Source organism: Acidovorax sp. GW458-11-26-14-TSB4, from assembly GCF_059423865.1.
On sequence record NZ_JBWKYR010000005.1, the window covers coordinates 330,907 to 349,559 of the forward strand.

13 protein-coding genes, 2 tRNA genes and 1 riboswitch are annotated in these 18,653 nt (G+C 67.5%); of the genes, 13 read left to right on the forward strand and 2 right to left on the reverse strand.

Going from position 1 to position 18,653, the window contains the following annotated elements; translation table 11 throughout:
* Nucleotides 1-77: transfer RNA gene (locus tag AC07X5_RS14085), tRNA-Leu, on the forward strand.
* Between the two features lie 259 nt (nt 78-336).
* Nucleotides 337-421 (forward strand) — tRNA-Leu (locus AC07X5_RS14090).
* 209 nt (nt 422-630) lie between these two features.
* On the opposite strand, the gene AC07X5_RS14095 is transcribed toward AC07X5_RS14090, so the two are convergent.
* Nucleotides 631-3,417: a DUF349 domain-containing protein gene (locus AC07X5_RS14095; protein ID WP_409955085.1), complete on the reverse strand. Its 2,787-nt coding sequence runs from the start codon at nt 3,415-3,417 to the stop codon at nt 631-633.
* A gap of 1,057 nt (nt 3,418-4,474) precedes the next feature.
* Between AC07X5_RS14095 and AC07X5_RS14100 the strand changes: the two genes are divergently transcribed.
* The 5 genes from AC07X5_RS14100 to AC07X5_RS14120 all read left to right on the forward strand — a co-directional run bounded on the left by AC07X5_RS14100 (nt 4,475) and on the right by AC07X5_RS14120 (nt 10,855).
* Nucleotides 4,475-5,350: a lytic transglycosylase domain-containing protein gene (locus AC07X5_RS14100; RefSeq protein WP_494770663.1), complete on the forward strand. Its 876-nt coding sequence runs from the start codon at nt 4,475-4,477 to the stop codon at nt 5,348-5,350.
* Nucleotides 5,351-5,479: 129 nt separating this feature from the next.
* A riboswitch (ZMP/ZTP riboswitch) is annotated at nt 5,480-5,630 on the forward strand.
* 34 nt (nt 5,631-5,664) lie between these two features.
* Nucleotides 5,665-6,909 carry a serine hydroxymethyltransferase gene (gene glyA / locus AC07X5_RS14105; RefSeq protein WP_494770664.1) on the forward strand — a complete coding sequence of 415 codons (1,245 nt, stop codon included), beginning with the start codon at nt 5,665-5,667 and terminating at the stop codon, nt 6,907-6,909.
* Nucleotides 6,910-6,916: 7 nt separating this feature from the next.
* Nucleotides 6,917-7,366, forward strand: a complete 450-nt coding sequence (gene nrdR, locus AC07X5_RS14110) for a transcriptional regulator NrdR (RefSeq protein WP_494770665.1) — start codon at nt 6,917-6,919, stop codon at nt 7,364-7,366.
* Between the two features lie 177 nt (nt 7,367-7,543).
* On the forward strand, nt 7,544-8,434 hold the full coding sequence (locus tag AC07X5_RS14115; RefSeq protein WP_494770666.1) for a DMT family transporter: 891 nt from the start codon (nt 7,544-7,546) through the stop codon (nt 8,432-8,434).
* Between the two features lie 69 nt (nt 8,435-8,503).
* Nucleotides 8,504-10,855 (forward strand): hypothetical protein, encoded by a 2,352-nt coding sequence (locus tag AC07X5_RS14120; RefSeq protein WP_494770667.1) that lies wholly within the window; start codon nt 8,504-8,506, stop codon nt 10,853-10,855.
* 776 nt (nt 10,856-11,631) lie between these two features.
* Here the strand turns inward: AC07X5_RS14120 and AC07X5_RS14125 are convergent.
* On the reverse strand, nt 11,632-12,888 hold the full coding sequence (locus AC07X5_RS14125; protein ID WP_494770668.1) for a YihY family inner membrane protein: 1,257 nt from the start codon (nt 12,886-12,888) through the stop codon (nt 11,632-11,634).
* A 201-nt stretch (nt 12,889-13,089) separates the two neighbouring features.
* On the opposite strand from AC07X5_RS14125, the gene AC07X5_RS14130 reads away from it, so the two are divergent.
* The 6 genes from AC07X5_RS14130 to AC07X5_RS14155 all read left to right on the forward strand — a co-directional run bounded on the left by AC07X5_RS14130 (nt 13,090) and on the right by AC07X5_RS14155 (nt 18,597).
* Nucleotides 13,090-13,524, forward strand: coding sequence for a DUF2069 domain-containing protein (locus AC07X5_RS14130; RefSeq protein WP_494770669.1), 435 nt, complete (start codon nt 13,090-13,092; stop codon nt 13,522-13,524).
* A 103-nt stretch (nt 13,525-13,627) separates the two neighbouring features.
* Nucleotides 13,628-15,049, forward strand: coding sequence for an FAD-binding oxidoreductase (locus tag AC07X5_RS14135; RefSeq protein WP_494770670.1), 1,422 nt, complete (start codon nt 13,628-13,630; stop codon nt 15,047-15,049).
* Between the two features lie 14 nt (nt 15,050-15,063).
* Nucleotides 15,064-15,537 (forward strand): GNAT family N-acetyltransferase, encoded by a 474-nt coding sequence (locus AC07X5_RS14140; RefSeq protein WP_494770671.1) that lies wholly within the window; start codon nt 15,064-15,066, stop codon nt 15,535-15,537.
* Nucleotides 15,538-15,703: 166 nt separating this feature from the next.
* On the forward strand, nt 15,704-16,480 hold the full coding sequence (locus tag AC07X5_RS14145; protein ID WP_494770691.1) for a DNA/RNA non-specific endonuclease: 777 nt from the start codon (nt 15,704-15,706) through the stop codon (nt 16,478-16,480).
* A 263-nt stretch (nt 16,481-16,743) separates the two neighbouring features.
* Nucleotides 16,744-16,923: a hypothetical protein gene (locus tag AC07X5_RS14150; RefSeq protein ID WP_494770672.1), complete on the forward strand. Its 180-nt coding sequence runs from the start codon at nt 16,744-16,746 to the stop codon at nt 16,921-16,923.
* 312 nt (nt 16,924-17,235) lie between these two features.
* Complete coding sequence (locus tag AC07X5_RS14155; protein WP_494770673.1) at nt 17,236-18,597, forward strand: LLM class flavin-dependent oxidoreductase; 1,362 nt, start codon at nt 17,236-17,238, stop codon at nt 18,595-18,597.
* The last annotated feature ends 56 nt before the right edge of the window (nt 18,598-18,653 follow it).

The window sequence follows — 18,653 nt, forward strand, 5'->3', positions numbered from 1 at the left end:
GGCGGAATTGGTAGACGCACTAGTTTCAGGTACTAGCGAGTAACATCGTGGAGGTTCGAGTCCTCTCCTGGGCACCAAGTTTAACGAGAACCAGAGATGGTTTTCAAAATATCGAAGCCGCTGTACTTACAGCGGCTTTTTTATTTTCTGGTTGACCACGCCGGCGGTGCACATCGGCCGCAGTGATGCGGAGCATCGAGCAGTCCCTGTCGGTCTCCGTGCCGTGCAAGGTGCGGCGTCCATGAAACCGTGCACCGCCGCCAACAATTTTCAAAAAAGTGGCCAACTTTCCTGGCGACCCCAAAAAACGTTCTATAATTCAAATCTGATCTGAAAGCCCAGGTGGCGGAATTGGTAGACGCACTAGTTTCAGGTACTAGCGAGTAACATCGTGGAGGTTCGAGTCCTCTCCTGGGCACCAAAACACATGAAAAGCCGTTGCATCCGCAACGGCTTTTTTGTTTGCATCGCCTTGAACGACGCGCATGCCACATGGCAGGGCATGGAAGGCACGGCATGGACGGCCGCCCCCAAAAAGAAACGCGCCTCGCATCCATGCCCGACGACATGCACGCAAAGGCGCGCCAAGAGAGCCGCACGGGGCCGCGGCCCCGCACCCTCCTATTTTGATTACTTGCGCAGCAGGTTCTTCAGCACGTTCTGCAGACGGCGGGCGGTCGCAGCATCGCTGCCGCTGGCCAGCACCTTGGCCGCATCCTGGCCCCAGGTCTGCTCGGGTGTGGGATCGTTGCGGCGCGTGAGCAGCTGCAGCTGCAGCAGACGGCGCGCAGCAATGTGTTCGGCCGGGGTAGGCACCTCGGCCGCCATCTCCAGACGCAGCAGCGCTTCGGCGGCATCACCCTTGGGCGCGGCCGAGAGGGCCTGCGTCCAGGACGTGCGCACGGCGGGCGACACGCGGCCACCGAGGTCCTGGGCGCTCGGCACCTGCGCGGCATCGCGCTTTTCCCAGGCCGACAGCAGCTGCGTGAGGGCTTCGCCGTGGGCCTGCGCGGCCAGCTTCTTCAAGGCCAACTGGGCATGTTCCATGGCATCGCGCTGGGCGCGGAAGGCGGTATCGCCCAGGCGTGGACCACGGTCTTCGTAGGCTGGGCGCTCACGGTCACCGAAGCGGCCGCCACGGTCTCCACCGCGGTCACCCGGACGGCCATCGCCACGCGGGGCACCACGGCCACCGTCGCCACGCCCACCAGGGCCATCTCGGCGATCGCCAGGGCGACCACCCCGGCCAGGGGCCGCGGGCGCATCCTTCTTCATGCCCGGGCGGTCGTCGCCACGCACGGCCACCACGGGGCGGGCAGGCTTGGGGGGGGCCACGGGGGCTGCAGCGGGAGCAGCAGCGGTCTCGCCATCGGCCGCAGCAGCCTCGCCGTCACCCGCCGTTGCAGGAGCAGCCTCGTCGGCCTGCGCCACCGATGCGGCAGCGCCTTGCTCGCTCTTTTGTGCCGATGCGGCCGCTTCGGCAGCCTGGGCCTGGCCACGCAGGGCGGCCTCCAGGGCCTGCACGGCAGCACGGATCTGCTGCGCGTCGCCCGTGGCGTTGGCTGCTTCCAGGGCCTTGGAGGCATCGAGCACCACGCGGTCGCGCGCGCTCAGCTCGGTCACGGCCTTTTCGCGGTCGGCCGACTTGCGGTTGAAGGCTTCGTCGATGGGCTTGCGGAAGGCATCCCACAGCTTCTGTTCGTGCTTGCGGTCCAGCGGCACGGTCTGCGCCTCGGCCTGCCAGCGCTGCTGCAGCGCCTTGACGGCATCGATGCGCAGCGCCGGTGCGGCGCCCAGCGCCACGGCCTCGTCGATCATGGCGTGGCGGCGCGCCAGGCTTTCCTTCTGCGCGGCTTCCAGCGGCGCAGCGGCACCGGCAATGGCCTGCTTCCACAGCGGCTGCAGCTCGGCGAAGATCTTCTCGCCCACATGGCCGCCTTCGCGCCAGCGGTCGCCAAACTGGTACAGGGCGCGGTTGATGGCCTTCCAGTCGCCCGAAGCCGCATGCTCCGCCGTCCAGGCCTTGACCTCTTCGATGAGGGCCAGGCGCTGGGCCTTGTGCTCGGCGGCATCGGCGCGGATCTTGTCGAGCCAGGCTTCCACCACCTTGTGCGCGGCGTTGCAGGCCTCGTCGAACTTCTTCCACAGGCCGTGGTTGGGCGCACCGCCCTGGTCGGCCTGCTTCCACTGCTCGCGCAGGGCGCGCAGGGTTTCCTGCATCTTGCGGCCACCCAGGGCCTGGCCCTCGGGGCGGTTGAGCAGGGCTTCGGCCTTGGCCACCAGGTCTTCGCGCACCTGGTCGGCACCCCAGCGCTGCCAGCCCTCGAGTTCGCCAGCCGCCACCAGGGCGGTGTGCACCTGCTGCTCCAGCGCGGCATCGATGTGCTTGCCGTGGTTCTTGAGCACGGCGCGCAGCGCGGCGGCAGCGCCGGCACTGGCCTTGCCGTGGCCTTCGGCGGTTTCCTTCTCGAGCACCACCAGGGCGTCGCGCACGGCCTGCACGGCCTTGTCGCGCACTTCGGGGTCGACCTTGGGCTTGTTCTGCGCACGGGCCGGCTTGGCCGCCGCACCCGGTGCCGCCGCTGCGGCGGCGGCGGCCGCCTCGGTGGGCAGGCCACGGGCCACGCGCAGCTCGTCGGCCCACACGGGCACGGGTGGCAGGGGGGCATTGGCGTCCTCGGCAGCAGCAGCGGCCTGGGCCACGGCGGGCTGGAAGGCGTCCCACACCACCAGCAGCTGGGTGCGCGAGGCATCGAGCAGCGGCGGGAAGCGCGCCTCCACACTGGCCCAGCTGGCATCGCCCGTCAGTTCCTGGGCCTGCTCCTGCCAGCGCGCCACGTCGCCGCGCAGCAGTTCCAGCGCGGCATGGGCGTCGCGCCAGGGCTTGGTGGACAGCACTTCGATGCGCTGCGCCAGCAGCACGGCAGCCTCGCGCTGCACCTGCACACGGTGCTGCAGGTCCTCGATGACCTTGACGCGGTCGGCCACCTGCACCTTGAGCAGGGACAGCGGCTCGCGCGACAGCGGCGCACCGGCCTTGGCGGCATCACGCTGCCAGGCCAGGGCATCGGCGATATTGAGCTTGGGCGCGGCCAGCAGGGCCTGGGCCTTCTCGGCCCACTCGGCGGCAATGGCCTCCTGGCCCTTGGCGCGGCGGATCTCGTCCAGGCGCTCGCGCACAGCGCGGGCAGCGCCCTTGTCACGGCCGCTCAATTCCTTGAACACCTCCTGGAGTTGCTCTGGCGCGGGCTGCGTAAGCAGCCAGTCGCGGATGCGGGAGGCGCGCTCGCCCGAGGTGGCGGCAGAGAAGGCGCCGCCGGTCAGTGCATCCAGGGGATGCGCCTCTGGGGTCTTGGCCGGGGCCGGATTCACTTCAGGTGCGTCGGACATTTTGTTGCGGGAAAAAAATGGAAACATGGATCCAATGGATTACGAACGGCCATCCCTGCATCCGGACGGACGCGCAAGGCCACCGAGGCGCGCGCCGACCCAAAGAAGGTACATGGCAGAAAACGGGCTATTTTCACCGGGTTCGTGCAGGAGGGCCACCAGCCGCTCCGGCAAAGAATTCCTCGGGGGAGTCCTGTCCAGGGCCACCCGGTGCGCGGGCCTCTGCACCCTGCTTCGCAGGTTGCGGTGTCCCAAGGGGCCTGTGCCCGCCCTGGGAATTGCCCCCATTATCTATATATATGCGCCAAGGGCCCATTCAATGCCTTGAGGCAGTCCAATGAGAGGCCATGAAGCCAAGACGGCAACGGTTGCGGCAAAGGGGCTACAAGGACATGCCCGACGTGCCGAAACCACCGCACAGAGCCAGGCGCCCGCCCACAAACGAGAAAGCCCGGGGGACTCTCCGAAATGGACAGCCTCCCGGGCTTGACGGCTGACACAACGGTCCTTTGCCATCGTTTCGCACCGCGGAGATGAAGGTCCGCTGTGCGAGGAGGCAAGGTATTGCCTCCAGGGGGTGCCGTGGAAGTTTCATCTGCTGCACCGCGGCACTGCATGCGCATCGGCGGGAGAGTTCGCTTCGTCTGGCGATGCCTGAAATCAACAGGCCACTGAACCTTACCAAAGTCGCCCGGGGACCTCAAGCCGGTTTTGCAATGGGTAGGAAAAAGCCGATTGAATTTGACATCCTGTTGTCATGCCCCTCTGGTGCACACACCCTCCCTTTCGAGGGAAAAAACGCAAAACCCTGTGTTTTTTAACAGATTTTTCATTACAAATTGATCTAACATTTGTTTTTGTTAGTATTGACTAGCTATTTGGTGACCTCCTAGAATCCGCCAGCCTCAAAAATGGCTAGTAAAAACCCCAACCCGCTGCCGAACCCGGCTAAGTCAACTCACGGCCCTTGTTGCTTTTTGCAGGCCCTGAAATTGATGGCGTACCAATCCAGGTGATACGCCTGACCCTGCCCACCGATCCGGTTGTGCAGGGCCTCAGGGAAGCGCCCCAGAAAGGAAGAGCTATGACAGCGTCAGGAAAAATCGTCTCCGGCGTGCGAACCTTCGCAGCCGATGTGACAGAAGGTTTTCTTGAAATCACCCACAGCAGCTTCGCCCTCATCGGGCTGACCGTTGCATTCGTCGTAATCGCACTGAGCGCCCGGCCCGATCTGCGCCAGGCCGGAGAAGAAAAGCTGATGAACTGGCTGCAGGCACGCCAGGTCGCCGTGCTGGGCATGCCCATCGAGCCCGAGGCGAGCGAGCGCGCCACCGCCGGCAATCCCAAGGACCTGCCCAAGGAGCAGGCCGCCGTGGCGTTCTGGCTGAGCAAGAAGTACCGTGTGGCCCCCGAGCCGCTGAGCGTGCTGGTGGCCGAGGCCTATGAACTCGGCGCCCGCAACAAGCTCGACCCGACCCTGATCCTGGCCATCATGGCCATCGAGTCGAACTTCAACCCGTTCGCGCAAAGCGCCGTGGGCGCCCAGGGCCTGATGCAGGTGATGACCACCGTGCACACCGAGAAGTACCAGAACTTCGGCGGCCACTTCGCGGCCTTCGACCCGGTGACCAACCTGCGCGTGGGCGTGAAGGTGCTGCAGGAATGCATCGCCCGCGCCGGCTCGCTCGAAGGCGGACTGCGTTACTACGTGGGCGCAGCCAACCTGCCCGACGATGGCGGCTACACCGCCAAGGTGCTGGCCGAGCATTTCCGCCTGCGCCAGGTGGCCGGCGGCCGCAGCATGCCGATCAACCCGCCCGCGACCCTGTCCACGCAGGCCCCGGCCCAGGTGGCGCCCGTGCAATCCATTCCTGCCGCCGCCAAGCTGGACACGCCCGCGGACCCCGCAGTGGGCGCCAGCGGCGACAAGGTCGCCCTCCTGTCCTCGCAGCCGCTGTAACCCGGCGAGCAGCCCCCCCCGGGGCGTGCCCTGGCCCGGCCAACGCCCCCGCTGTGCTGGGGGCGTTTTTTGGGGTCGCCAGATCTTCGTCCCCTGTCGCATTGGCAGCGGTGCCACCTCGGCTACACTAGGAGGGTACGCAACTGGCGATAGGCGCAGAACCCGCACGGGGGCTGCCGCTGACGTGGAAACCGACAAGGGCTGGCCTCTTGTGAACCACTGGGGAGCGTGCCGCACGGGAGCAACCCGCCGCGTTCCGCCGTTCGCCTGGGCAGCCCTTGTTTCAAGGGACACAAGTTCATAGGACTGCCAACATGTACGACCGCAATATTCTTGTAGAACAAGCCGACCCCGAGCTGTTTGCCGCCATCACGGCCGAGAACGCCCGCCAGGAACACCACATCGAACTGATCGCGAGCGAGAACTACGCTTCTCCCGCCGTGATGTGGGCCCAGGGCACGCAACTGACCAACAAGTACGCCGAGGGCTACCCCGGCAAGCGCTACTACGGTGGCTGCGAGCACGTGGATGTGGCCGAGCAGCTGGCCATCGACCGCGTCAAGAAGATCTTCGGCGCCGACGCCGCCAACGTGCAGCCGCACTGCGGCGCATCGGCCAACGAGGCCGTGTTCCTGGCCTTCCTCAAGCCCGGCGACACCATCATGGGCATGAGCCTGGCCGAAGGCGGCCACCTGACGCACGGCATGCCGCTGAACATGTCGGGCAAGTGGTTCAACGTGGTCTCCTACGGCCTGGATGCCAAGGAAGTGCTGGACTATGACGCCATGGAAAAGAAGGCGCACGAGACCAAGCCCAAGCTCATCATCGCCGGTGCCTCGGCCTACAGCCTGCACATCGACTTCGCGCGCTTTGCCAAGGTGGCCAAGGACGTGGGCGCGATCTTCATGGTCGACATGGCCCACTACGCCGGCCTGATCGCCGCAGGCGTGTACCCCAACCCCGTGCCCCATGCCGACGTGGTCACCTCCACCACGCACAAGAGCCTGCGCGGCCCGCGCGGCGGCATCATCCTGATGAAGGCCGAGCACGAGAAGGCCATCAACAGCGCCATCTTCCCCGGCCTGCAGGGCGGCCCGCTGATGCACGTGATCGCTGCCAAGGCCGTGGCCTTCAAGGAAGCGCTGCAGCCCGGCTTCAAGGCCTACCAGGAGCAGGTGATCAAGAACGCCCAGGTGGTTGCCGAAACGCTGACCGCACGCGGCCTGCGCATCGTTTCCGGCGGCACGCAAAGCCACGTGATGCTGGTCGACCTGCGCGCCAAGGGCATCACCGGCAAGGAAGCCGAGGCCGTGCTGGGCTCCGCCCACATGACCATCAACAAGAACGCCATCCCCAACGACCCTGAAAAGCCGATGGTGACCAGCGGCGTGCGCATCGGCACCCCCGCCATGACCACGCGCGGCTTCAAGGAAGAAGAAGCCCGCGCCACGGCCAACCTGATCGCCGACGTGCTGGACAACCCACGCGACGAAGCCAACATCGCCGCCGTGCGCGCCAAGGTCAATGCACTGACGGCACGCTTCCCGGTCTACGGCTGATCCGGACATGAAGTGCCCCTTCTGCAGCCACCAGGAAACGCAGGTCGTCGAGACCCGGGTGTCTGAAGACGGGGACTTCATCCGCCGCCGGCGCCAGTGCGGCGCCTGCGACAAGCGCTTCACCACCTACGAGCGGCCGGAAGTGAGCTTCCCGGCCATCGTGAAGAAGGACGGCCGGCGCATCGAGTACGAGCGCGGCAAGCTGCTCGGCTCGTTCAACCTGGCGCTGCGCAAGCGCCCCGTGAGCACCACGCAGATCGACAGCGCCATCGAGCGCATCGAGGAAAAGCTGCTCAACCTGGGCCAGCGCGAAGTGCTCTCCAGCCGCATCGGCGAGTTGGTGATGCGCGAGCTCAAGAAGCTCGACAAGATCGCCTACATCCGCTTTGCCAGCGTCTACCGCAGCTTCGAGGACATCGACGACTTCCGCGCCATGGTGGACGAGGTGCGCAAATAAGGCTGGCAAGTACCGCAAGGTCTAAGGCAGCTCCTGGTTCACCGCTTGGTTACCGCCCTTGACCCATGACATAGGCGCGCCCCATGCCAGTGCCCCCGCGCAAGGGCCGCCCCGCCGCGCTGGGGGTGTCCCCCTGGGGGGAAGGCGCGAAGCGACTCAGGGGGGCACAATACTCCAGTGAAGACTCGCCACTTTTTGCAGCTGGTGCTGCTGTCTGCCCTGTGGGGCGCCTCCTTTCTTTTCATCCGTGTTGCGAGCCCCGTGCTCGGCCCCAATGTCATGGCGGCCCTGCGCATCGGGCTGGCCACGCTCACGCTGATGGCGCTGATGCGCCTGGCCGGTGAGCGCTGGCCCTGGCGCCACTGGCGCGAGCTGCTCGGCCTGGGCGCGCTCACGGTAGCCATCCCCTTCCTGCTGTACTCCTGGGCCGCGCTGCACCTGCCTGCGGGCTACAGCTCGCTGCTCAACACCATGGCCGTGCCCTTCAGCGTGATCGCAGCCGCCTGGCTCAAGGAGGACACGCTGAGCACGCGCAAATGGCTGGGCTGCATCTGCGGCTTTGCGGGCGTGGCGCTGATCGTGCAGCTGGGCCCGGTGGACCCGACACCGGCCCTCGTCATCGCGGCCGTAGCCTGCATGGTGGCCTCGGCCTGCTATGGCGTATCCACCCCCTGGATGAAGCGCGCCACCACGCGCATGCCGCCCTTGGCGATTGCCGCCGGCATCCACGGCACCGCCCTCGTCATGCTGCTGCCCGGTGCCGTCTGGAGCCTGCCCGAAGCGCGCTTCACGCCCGGCGCCCTGGCCGCGGTGGCAGTGATGGGCGTCGTCACCTCTGGGCTGGCCTACTGGCTCAACCTGCGTGTGCTCAGCCAGGTGTCGCCCGTGGCGGCCATGAGCAGCGCCTTCATGATCCCGCTGTTCGGCGTGGCCTGGGGCCATCTGTTCCTGGGCGAAGCGCTGGGCTCCGGCATGCTCTGGGGTGGCATGCTGGTGCTGGTGGCCACGGGGCTGGTCACGGGGTTCAATCCACTGCGATGGGTGGGGGCGGCTTTCTCGCGCTCGTAGGAACGCGCTGACAGGCCTGTTCGCCCGGGTCCGTGGCGTGACGGCACACCGGCCGCCCACAATCACCGCATGGACCAGCCGCCACACCCGATCAACGCCACCGCCGCCCTCCCCGTCCACCCTGCCCCGCTGCAGCCCGAGCAGCCCCCGCCCCAGCACGCCTGGCAGTTCTTTCGCGCCGGCGGCGTGGACCAGGTCATCATCCAGAGCGGCGAAGACATCGCCCATCTGGCGGAGCTGGACCAGAAGCTCTGGGTGGCCCTGGCCTGCCCCACGCGCGGCATCGAGTTCGACGAGCGCACGCTGGACCTGATCGACACCGACAAGGACGGCCGGATCCGCCCGCCCGAATTGCTGGAGGCGTGCGCCTGGGCCTGCGCCCGGCTGCACGATCCCGGTGAACTGGCCCGGCCCGGCGCCGCACTGGAGATCGAGGCCATCAACGACGGCACCGAAGAGGGCGCCGCGCTGGCCACCGAGGCCCGGCGCCTGCTGTCCATGGCGGGCCGGCCCGAGGCCACCGCCATTGCGCTGGCCGACGTGGTCGAGCGCAGCAAGCAGCTCAGCGCAATGCGCTTCAACGGCGACGGCATCATCACCGCCGACACGGCGGGCGAGGACACAGTGGCACGCGAGGCCATCGGCCACATCGTCACCGTGCAGGGCAGCACTCCACCCGCCACCGACAAGCAGTTGCCCGGCATCGACCGTGAGCGCGCCGAGGCCTTTTTCGCGGACCTGAACAAGCTCCGGGCCTGGGCCTCCAAGGCGCGCGAGGCCACCACCGGTCTGGCCCTGGGCGAGCGCACGCTGGCCGCCACCGAGGCCATGAACGCTGTGGCCGCCAAGGTCGAGGACTTCTTTGCGCGCACGCGCCTGGCCACGTACGACCCGCGCGCCGCCACGGCGCTCAACCCCTCGCTGGAGGAATACAGCGCCATGTCCGGCAAGGACCTGGGCCTGGCCTCGCCCGCCATCACCGCCCTGCCCCTGGCCCCCATCACGCCCGGCGGCGCCCTGCCCCTCGCGCGCGGCGTGAACCCGGCCTGGGCCAAGGCCCTGCGCAATTTCCGCGAGCGCACGGTGGAGCCCCTGCTGGCCCGCAGCGATGCCGAGAGCCTGACCCAGGACGAATGGCAACTGATCCAGAAGGCCCTGGCTCCCTGCCAGCAATGGCTGGCCGAACGCCCCGCCACCCGCCTGGATACCCTGGACGAAGAGGTGCGCGAGGCCCTGCTCGCGGGCGACGCCGAACAGCGCGTGATGGCGCTCATTGCCGAGGACGAGGCCGAGGAAGAGCACAACAAGCAGGCGCTGGACCTGGAGAAGCTGCTGCGCTTCAAGCAGGGGCTGCTGGAGCTGCTCAACAATTTCGTTTCGTTCTCGGCGTTTTACCAGCGCCGGGGGGCGATCTTCCAGGCCGGCACCCTGTACCTGGACGCGCGCAGTTGCGACCTGGTGGTGCAGGTGCCCGACGCGGCGCGCCACGCCAAGCTGGCTGGCCTGGCCAAGACCTACCTGGCGTACTGCGACTGCACGCGCAAGGGCCAGAAGATGGGCATCGTGGCGGCCTTCACCGCCGGCGACGTGGATTTCCTCTTCGTGGGCCGCAACGGCGTGTTCTACGACCGCGATGGCCACGACTGGGATGCCACCATCACCCGCATCATCGAGAACCCCACGAGCATCCGCCAGGCGTTCTTTTCGCCGTACAAGAAGTTCGTGCGCATGATCGAGGAACAGGTAGCCAAGCGCGCCTCGGCCAGCGATGCGCGCGCACAGAAGTCACTGGGCGCGGCCGCCAGCACCTTGGCCAGCAGCGATCTCAAGACCGTGGGCACCAACGCCAGCAGCGTGACCGTGCCCGGTACCCCGCGCCGCACCGACGTCGGCACGGTGGCCGCCATCGGCGTGGCGCTCGGCAGCATCAGCGCGGTGCTGGTGGGCATCTTCGGCAAGTTCGTGGACCTGGGGGTCTGGATACCGCTGGCCCTCATCGGCATCGTGCTCGCGATCTCGGGGCCGAGCATGCTGATCGCCTGGCTCAAGCTGCGCCAGCGCAGCCTGGGGCCGATCCTCGATGCCAGCGGCTGGGCGATCAACGGGCGCATGCGGGTGAACACCCGGTTGGGAGGGTCCTTGTCGCAGACGGCCAAGGTACCGGTCAATGCGCGGCGCATGCTGGATGATCCGTTTGCGGAGTCACGCAGTCCTGTGTGGGTGGCGCTGGGGGTGTTGGTGGCTGTTGTGGTGGGGTTTGTGGCTTGGCGGGCGCATTGGCTGGATCGGTGGGTGCCGCGGGTGACGGTGACGCCGCCGGTGGCTGCGCCGGCTGTCGTACCTGCGCCTGGGGCCAGTGGTGCGGCGCCTGCTGCTGCGGTGGCAGGGCCGGCTGCGTCTGTGGCTGCCCCGGCGCGTTGAGTTCAGGGTTCTTTTCAGCCGTTTGCCTGGGTGAAGGGCGGAGGCCGGGATATGCGCCCGGCGGCGCACCTACTTTCTTTTTGCGCAAAAAGAAAGTAGGCAAAGAAACAGCGCCCCGCTGTCTGCGTCCCTTCGCTTCGCTGCGGGCAACCTGCGATGCTCGGTCCTGGGGTGGTGCCGCTGAACTCGCTGCGTTCTTCGAACTCCGCTCAAACAGCAGCGGCAAGCCAGATCACGAAGTGCGTGTGTCCTTCGGCACACGCACCCACCCCAGCCCCTGCGCTTCTCGGCGCAGCCAGAAGGGGTGGGAGCGGGGTCAACGACGGCTGCTGCTGCGCAGCTGCGCCGGGTGTCGGTTCGCGCTGCGCGCTGCCGACGTGTTGGGCGCGATCGCCCGGGCGAGCCGAGCGCAGCGAAGGACCACAGGCCGAGCGAAGCAATGGCCCGTGTGGGGCCCGTTCCCACCCCCTTCTGACCGTGCCGAGAAGCGCAGGGCCTGGGGTGAGCGCGTGCCGAAGGACACGCGCATCGTTGTCATGCTTGCCGCAGCTGTTTGAGCGGAGTTCGAAGAACGCAGCGAGTTCTGCGGCACACCCCAGGCCCGAGCATCGCAGGCTGCCCCCTCGCCACCGGCGAGGGGGACACGGGCAGCGGGGTCGCCTTTCTTTGGGGTACGTTTCTTTGGCGACGCAAAGAAAGGTACCTCGGCCGCCGGGCCGAGACCCGGCTCCCGCCCTCCATCAAGGCACGCAGCAACCACACCGACGAACCAAAGATCACCGCCCCCGAATCAAATCCGCCACCTTCATCCTCTCCAACCTCGCACTGTTCCAAAACGACCCCAAACTCTCCACCCGCTCCAACAGCAACTTCTCCACCAGCGGCTCAGCCGAAGTAGCCAAAGGATCCACCAGCAGCAGATACCGCGGCTCGGCCACATCCGCCGCATCGGGGTCGCTGGTGGCATCGTTGATCTGCCCGACCCAATCGAGGGACAGCAGCGCATCGAGCACCGGCTCAAGCTGCAGCACATCGAGCCGCAGCAGCAGTGCCAGCTCGCTCGCACGCAAGCCCTTCTGCGCATGGCGGCGCGCCAGGTACAGCTCCTGCAGCACCTCCACCGACAGTTGGAAATTCCAGCCCGCCACCGTACCGCGGCGGGCCACGCCGGCCAGCAGGCTGGGCAGGTAGGCCGTGACCACCGCGCCCAGCAGCACGATGACCCAGGCCACATAGATCCAGACCAGCAAGATGGGCAGGGTGGCGAAGGCGCCGTAGACCACCGAATAGGTCGGTACATTGCTCAGGTAGATGGCCAGCACCCGCTTGGCCAGCTCGATGCAGACCGAGACGAACAAGCCGCCGGCCCAGGCGTGGCGCCACTTCACCGGGGTGTTGGGCACGTAGTGGTAGAGCGCCGCCATGCAGCCGGCCAGCACAAAGAACTGGATCGAGTCGAACAGCAGCTGCACGCCGCTGGGCAAGGCGCGGACCAGGCCGCCCGATGCGGACATCACGTACGAGGTGACCGCCAGGCTAACCCCCAGCAGCAGCGGGCCCAGGGTGATCGCGGCCCAGTAGATCAGCACGCGCTGGCCCAGGGGGCGCAGGCGGCGCACGCGCCAGATGTCGTTGAGCGTGCGGTCCATGGTCAATATCAGGGCCAGCGCCGTGGCCAGCAGGATGCTGAAACCCGCCACCCCCAGGCTGCTGGCCTTGGCGGCGAACTGGGTCAGGTAGCCCAGCACCTGGCGCGAGATGCTGTCGGGCACCAGGCTCTCCACCAGCCAGCGCTGCAATACGTCCTGCACCTTGCCGAAGATGGGGAACGCGGTGAACACCGCCAGCGCCACCACAAAGAAGGGCACCAGCGCCAGCGTGGTGGTGAAGGTCAGGCTGCTGGCCGTGAGGCCCAGGTGGTCTTCGCGAAAGCGTTCGCGCAGGGTCTGGGCCGTCGTCTTCCAGGGGAAATGCGACAGCTGCGTGATCAGCGCTTCGATGCGCGAGGCGATGGTCTGCAAGGTCAAGGGCATGGCCGATATGATCCCAGGTCCGGGATGGGACCACAGGGTGGTGTGGTAACGCTGCATCGCAGGGATGCGCCAAGCGCAGCCAGCACGCATTGTGGGCCCAAGCGCGGCGCAGGCCAGCAGCGACAATGGCCACCGCTGCGACACCCATTTTTCCATGCACTGCGCCACCCTGCCCCCTGTTCGTTACCTGACCTGCCACCGATGACCGCTCCCCTCCCCGTTTCCGACCATGCCATCGCTGCCACCCGCTGGGCGGCCACCGGCAGCGTGATGGCGCTGATCGTGCTGTGCCTCGCCTGGGAGCTGGTGCTGGCGCCCGTGCGCCCCGGCGGCTCGTGGATCGCGCTCAAGGCCCTGCCGCTGTGCATCCCGCTGGCCGGCCTGCTCAAGAACCGCATGTACACCTACCGCTGGGTGAGCCTGGTGATCTGGCTGTACTTCACCGAAGGCGTGGTGCGCGGCTGGGGCGACAAGCCGCCCTCGCAGTGGCTGGCCTGGGCCGAGGTGCTGCTGTGCCTGGTGCTCTTCACGGCCTGCACGCTACACGTGCGGCTGCGCCAGCGCAACGCCAAGGCCATGGCAGCGGCCAAAGAATCACAGGAAGGGCAGCAGGCACCGTTCTCACCCGCCGCCTGACACGGTACAAGCCCCACCCGACAATCCACCATAACGCTGCAATCAATGCCCTGGCGCCCGCCCCGGCAGCAGCCCTGACCGCTGTAGACGAAAGGCCAACGACATGACCACCACCCTCCTCGACACCCTGCGCACCCTGGTCGGCCCGGCCAACGTGCTGGCCGATGGCGACCTGACCGCCTGGGAGCAGGACTGGCGCCGCCGCGTGCGCGGCAAGGCCCTGGCCGTGGTGCGCCCCGCCAACACGCAGGAAGTGGCCGCCGTGGTCAAGGCCTGCGCGGCAGCCGGCACCGCCATCGTGCCGCAGGGCGGCAACACCGGCCTGGCGGTGGGCTCCACCCCCGACGACAGCGGCACGCAGATCGTGCTGAGCCTCACGCGCATGAACACCGTGCGCAGCATCGACACCGACAACCTCACCATGACGGTGGAGGCCGGCTGCATCCTGCAGAACCTGCAGGACGTTGCGCAGAACGCGGGCGTGCTGTTTCCCCTGTCGCTCGCGGCCGAGGGCAGCTGCACCATCGGCGGCAACCTGGGCACCAACGCCGGCGGTACGCAGGTGGTGCGCTACGGCAATGCGCGCGACCTGTGCCTGGGCCTGGAGGTCGTCACCGCCCAGGGCGAGGTATGGGACGGCCTCAAGGGCCTGCGCAAGGACAACACCGGCTACGACCTGCGCGACCTGTTCATCGGCAGCGAAGGCACGCTGGGCATCATCACCGCCGCCACGCTCAAGCTCTACCCCGAGCCCGCCGCGCGCCTCACGGCCTGGGCGGCCGTGCCCTCCATGGAGCATGCCGTGGCCCTGCTGGGCCTGGCACACAAGAACCTGGGCGCAGGACTCACGGGCTTCGAGGTCATGGGCCAGTTCGCGCTGAGCCTGGTGGGCAAGCACATGCCGCAGCTGCGCGTGCCCTTCCTGGGCGACGAGAACGCGCCCTGGTGCGTGCTGCTGGAAAACTCCGACAGCGAGTCCGAAGAACACGCCCGCGGCCGCTTCGAGGCGCTGCTGGAAACCGCCTTCGAGGCCAGCTGCGTGACCGATGCCGTGGTGGCCGAGAACCTCACCCAGGCCCAGCAGCTGTGGCACATCCGCGAGAACATTCCGCTGGCGCAGGCCGAAGAGGGCCTGAACATCAAGCACGACATCTCCATCCAGATCTCGCGCATCCCCGCCTTCGTGGCCCATACCGACGCCGTGCTGCGCCGCGAGATCCCGGGCGTGCGCCTGGTGAACTTCGGCCACCTGGGCGACGGCAATCTGCACTACAACGTGCAGGCGCCTGAGCAGGGCGACCCCAAGGCCTTCCTGCGCGACCACGAAGAGCATGTGCACCAGCTGGTGTACGACGCAGTGGCCGAGTTCGGCGGCTCCTTCTCGGCCGAGCATGGCATCGGTGAGCTCAAGGCCGACAAGCTCGAGAAGTACCAGTCGCCCGTGGCGCTGTCGATGATGCGCGCGGTCAAGCAGGCGCTGGACCCGCAGGGCATCATGAACCCCGGGCGCGTGCTTAACCGCTGAGCGGAGAACCTCGCATGGCGACCCCGGTGAACATCCGTCCCGTCACGGCGAGTGACTATGCAGCCTGGCGCCCGCTCTGGGACGGCTACAACGCCTTCTACGGCCGCTTTGGCGCCACGGCCCTGCCCGAGCACATCACGGCCAGCACCTGGCAGCGCTTCCTCGATCCGGCCGAGCCGGTGCACTGCCTGGTGGCCGAAGGGGGCGAAGGCAGCAGCGGCACCCTGCTGGGCCTGACCCACTATCTGTACCACCGCAGCATGACGCGCATCGAGCCCGTGTGCTACCTCAGCGACCTGTTCACCCGCGAGGCGGCACGCGGCCGCGGCGTAGGGCGTGCACTGATCGAGGCCGTGTACGAACAGGCGCGCGCAGCAGGCTCCTCGCGCGTGTACTGGCAGACGCAGGAAGGCAATGCTGCGGGACGTGTGCTGTACGACAAGGTGGCAAAACACCACGGGTTTATCGTGTACGCGAAAGAGCTTTGACGGGCCTGCTTTCCTGCCTCCAAACGTAAGCCCTGCAAGCGGCAGAAAAACCTTGCGGCATTGCAGCCCGTAAGGCCAAAACGGGCCCGTAGCGGTGGTTCAATCAGCGCCTTTTTTCGCTTTTTGACACCGCGTTTTGAACCTGCATTTTTCCTGGCCGCGCGCCATGCGCGTGGCCACGGCGGCCATGGCATTGGCCCTGGGTGCCGCCCCCTCCTTCGCCCGCAACCCCTCCTCCAGCTTTCTCGACAGCCTGCCCGACCTGCGCAGCACGCAGCCCACGGGCTTCGCGCATTGCCCGCAGTTCTTCGCGGGCGGCAAGCCGCCTGCAGCGCCACGCCGCGCGCTGCAACGCGAGCTGTGCTACGAGGCCTTTGCCGTGCTGCACAGCGGCCAGACGCGCACCCCGGTCTACGTAGCCCAGCGGCTGAACCGCGCCATGCTCGATGGCACGCGCGAGAAGCGCTCCGACAAGTTCTTCGCCGACGCGCGCCTGCCCCGCGGTGAGCGCGCCGAGCTCGACGACTACAAGCGCTCGGGCTACAGCCGCGGCCACATGGCCCCGGCAGCGGACATGGACACGCCCACGGCCATGGCGCAGAGCTTTTCCCTGGCCAACATGGTGCCGCAGGACCCCAAGCAGAACGGCGGCCCCTGGGCCCGCATCGAGCAGGACACGCGGCGCTATGTGCAGCGCGCCCGGGGCGATGTGTACGTGATCACCGGCCCGGTCTTTGCCACGGGCGGCCCGAGCATCGGCGCGAACCAGGTCCGCGTCCCCTCGCACCTGTTCAAGCTGGTGTACGACGCCAGCACCCAGCGCGCCTGGGCGCACTGGCAGGCCAACCGCCCGGACGAGCGAGCCGGGCCGCCCATCAGCTACCAGGAGCTGGTCAAACGCACCGGTGTGGAGTTCCTGCCGGCCCTGGCGGCACCGCACTGAGATCCTGTTCAAGGTTCTAAGCACCGGCGCCCCTCCGCACGGAAAGCGCATCTGCTAACTCGCATTCCTTCGTTGGAATGCGTGCAGCGCCTGCCCACAATGGCCTGGCGCGGTCATGACTGGATGGATGCGCCATGGAGCCTGCAGGGCCCTCGGTTGATTTGGTGATATGCAACTGACGCGAAAGTCGTTCTTCGCCAGCCCCGGCTTCGGGACAATTGCGGCACCCCACGGCCACCGGCATCCATCCAGCGACCCGCCCCATGAACACACCAAGGAGCCCCGACATGCTGCTGCCCGTGACCACCGAAGACATCGACCTGGCCCCGCCCGATGGCGCTTTTTGGAAAGTGCTGCGCAATCTGGCCGTGGGCCTGGTCGTGGCGTCTGCCATTGCCTTGATTGCCGGCTTTCTCGTCGCCACGGCGGGCGGGGGCGCATGATGGCAAGAACAACAACAACCACCACCGCCGCCCCGCACCAGGCCCCTGCCGAACGCGTTCTCGCACTAACGGCCAAGGCCTGGGGCATTGCACCGCCCTCACCAGCAGCGCTGGTGCGGCGTGCGCCCCATGGCTATGTGCGCCAGCGGGTGCGCCGCCGGGCACTGCAGGGGGCGACATGCCTGCCCTTTCCAGTCCCGCTGCTGGCGCACTCCTGGTGATGGTGCCCACCTTCTCACGCATTCATTCCACCTGGCACTACAGCCACCCCGGCCCCTCGCACGAAGGGCCTGCCACCGCATCCCGATCCGCATGACCTCCTCCCGCCCCCAGATGCACCTTGGTGCCTTCTTCTTCGGCGTAGGCCACCACCTGGCCGCCTGGCGCCACCCCGATGTGGACCCGGCCGCCGCCAGCAGCATCGAGTCGCTCAAGGAATGGACGCGCATCGCCGAGGCCGCCAAGTTCGACACCATCTTCTTCGCCGACAACGTCGGCCTGCCCGGCCCGCCGGACGAGGTGGTGGCCAGGAATGCGCTGTGGTACCCGCTCGACCCGCTCATCAGCCTGGCGGCCCTGTCGCAGTCCACCACGCACATCGGCCTGGTGGCCACGGTGTCGTCCACCTACCTGCCGCCCTACCACCTGGCGCGCAAGTACGCATCGCTGGACCAAGTGAGCGGCGGGCGCAGCGGCTGGAACCTGGTCACTTCTGGCAGCGATTTCGAGGCGCGCGCCTTCGGGCTGGAGCAGCAGCTCGCCCACGCCCACCGCTATGCCCGCGCGCACGAGTACGTGAAGATCGTCAAGGGCCTGTGGGACACCTGGGAGGACGAGGCCTTCATCCACGACAAGCAAGCCAACCGCTTCTTCGACCCCGCCCGGCTGCACCGCGTGGCCCACACGGGCGAGCACTACCAGGTGCATGGCGGCCTGCAGACGCCGCGCGCACCGCAGGGCTACCCGGTCCTGGTGCAGGCAGGCTCTTCGGGCGATGGCCAGGACCTGGCGGCCACCACGGCCGAGGTGGTGTTCACTGCGCAGCAGAGTGCCGCCGAAGCGCGGGCCTTCTACAGCGGCCTCAAAGCCCGGCTGCCCGCCTACGGCCGCACGCCCGACCAGCTCAAGATCCTGCCCGGCATCTCCCCCTTCGTGGGGCGCACGCGGCAGGAGGCACAGGACAAGTTCGACCAGCTGCAGGGCCTGATCGACCCGGTGTTGGGCGTGGGTCTGCTGTCCACCTTCCTGGGCAATGTGGACCTCTCGGACCACGACATCGACGGGCCGTTTCCGCAGGACCTGCCGGTGACCGAGGGCTGGAAGAGCCGGCAGGAGCTGTTCGAGGGCATGGCGCGGCGCGAGAACCTGTCCATCCGCCAGCTCTACGAAAAGGTCGCGGGCGCGCGCGGGCACTGGACCATCGTCGGCACGCCCGAGTCGATTGCAGACGAGCTGGAGCACTGGTTCACCACCGGCGCCGCCGATGGTTTCAACGTGCTGGCGCCCACCCTGCCGCACGGCCTCAAGGACTTTGCCGACCTGGTGATCCCCGAGCTGCAGCGCCGCGGCCTGTTCCGCACGGAGTACCAGGGCCGCACGCTGCGCGAGCACCTGGGGCTGGCACGGCCGGCGCACCCTGCGGCACGGCAAGGCACCAGCGGCAACACGGCGTAACACGCGCAGCGCGCGCCCCCTTCCCCGCTACCATCGCCCAGGTTGTGACCAAGGGA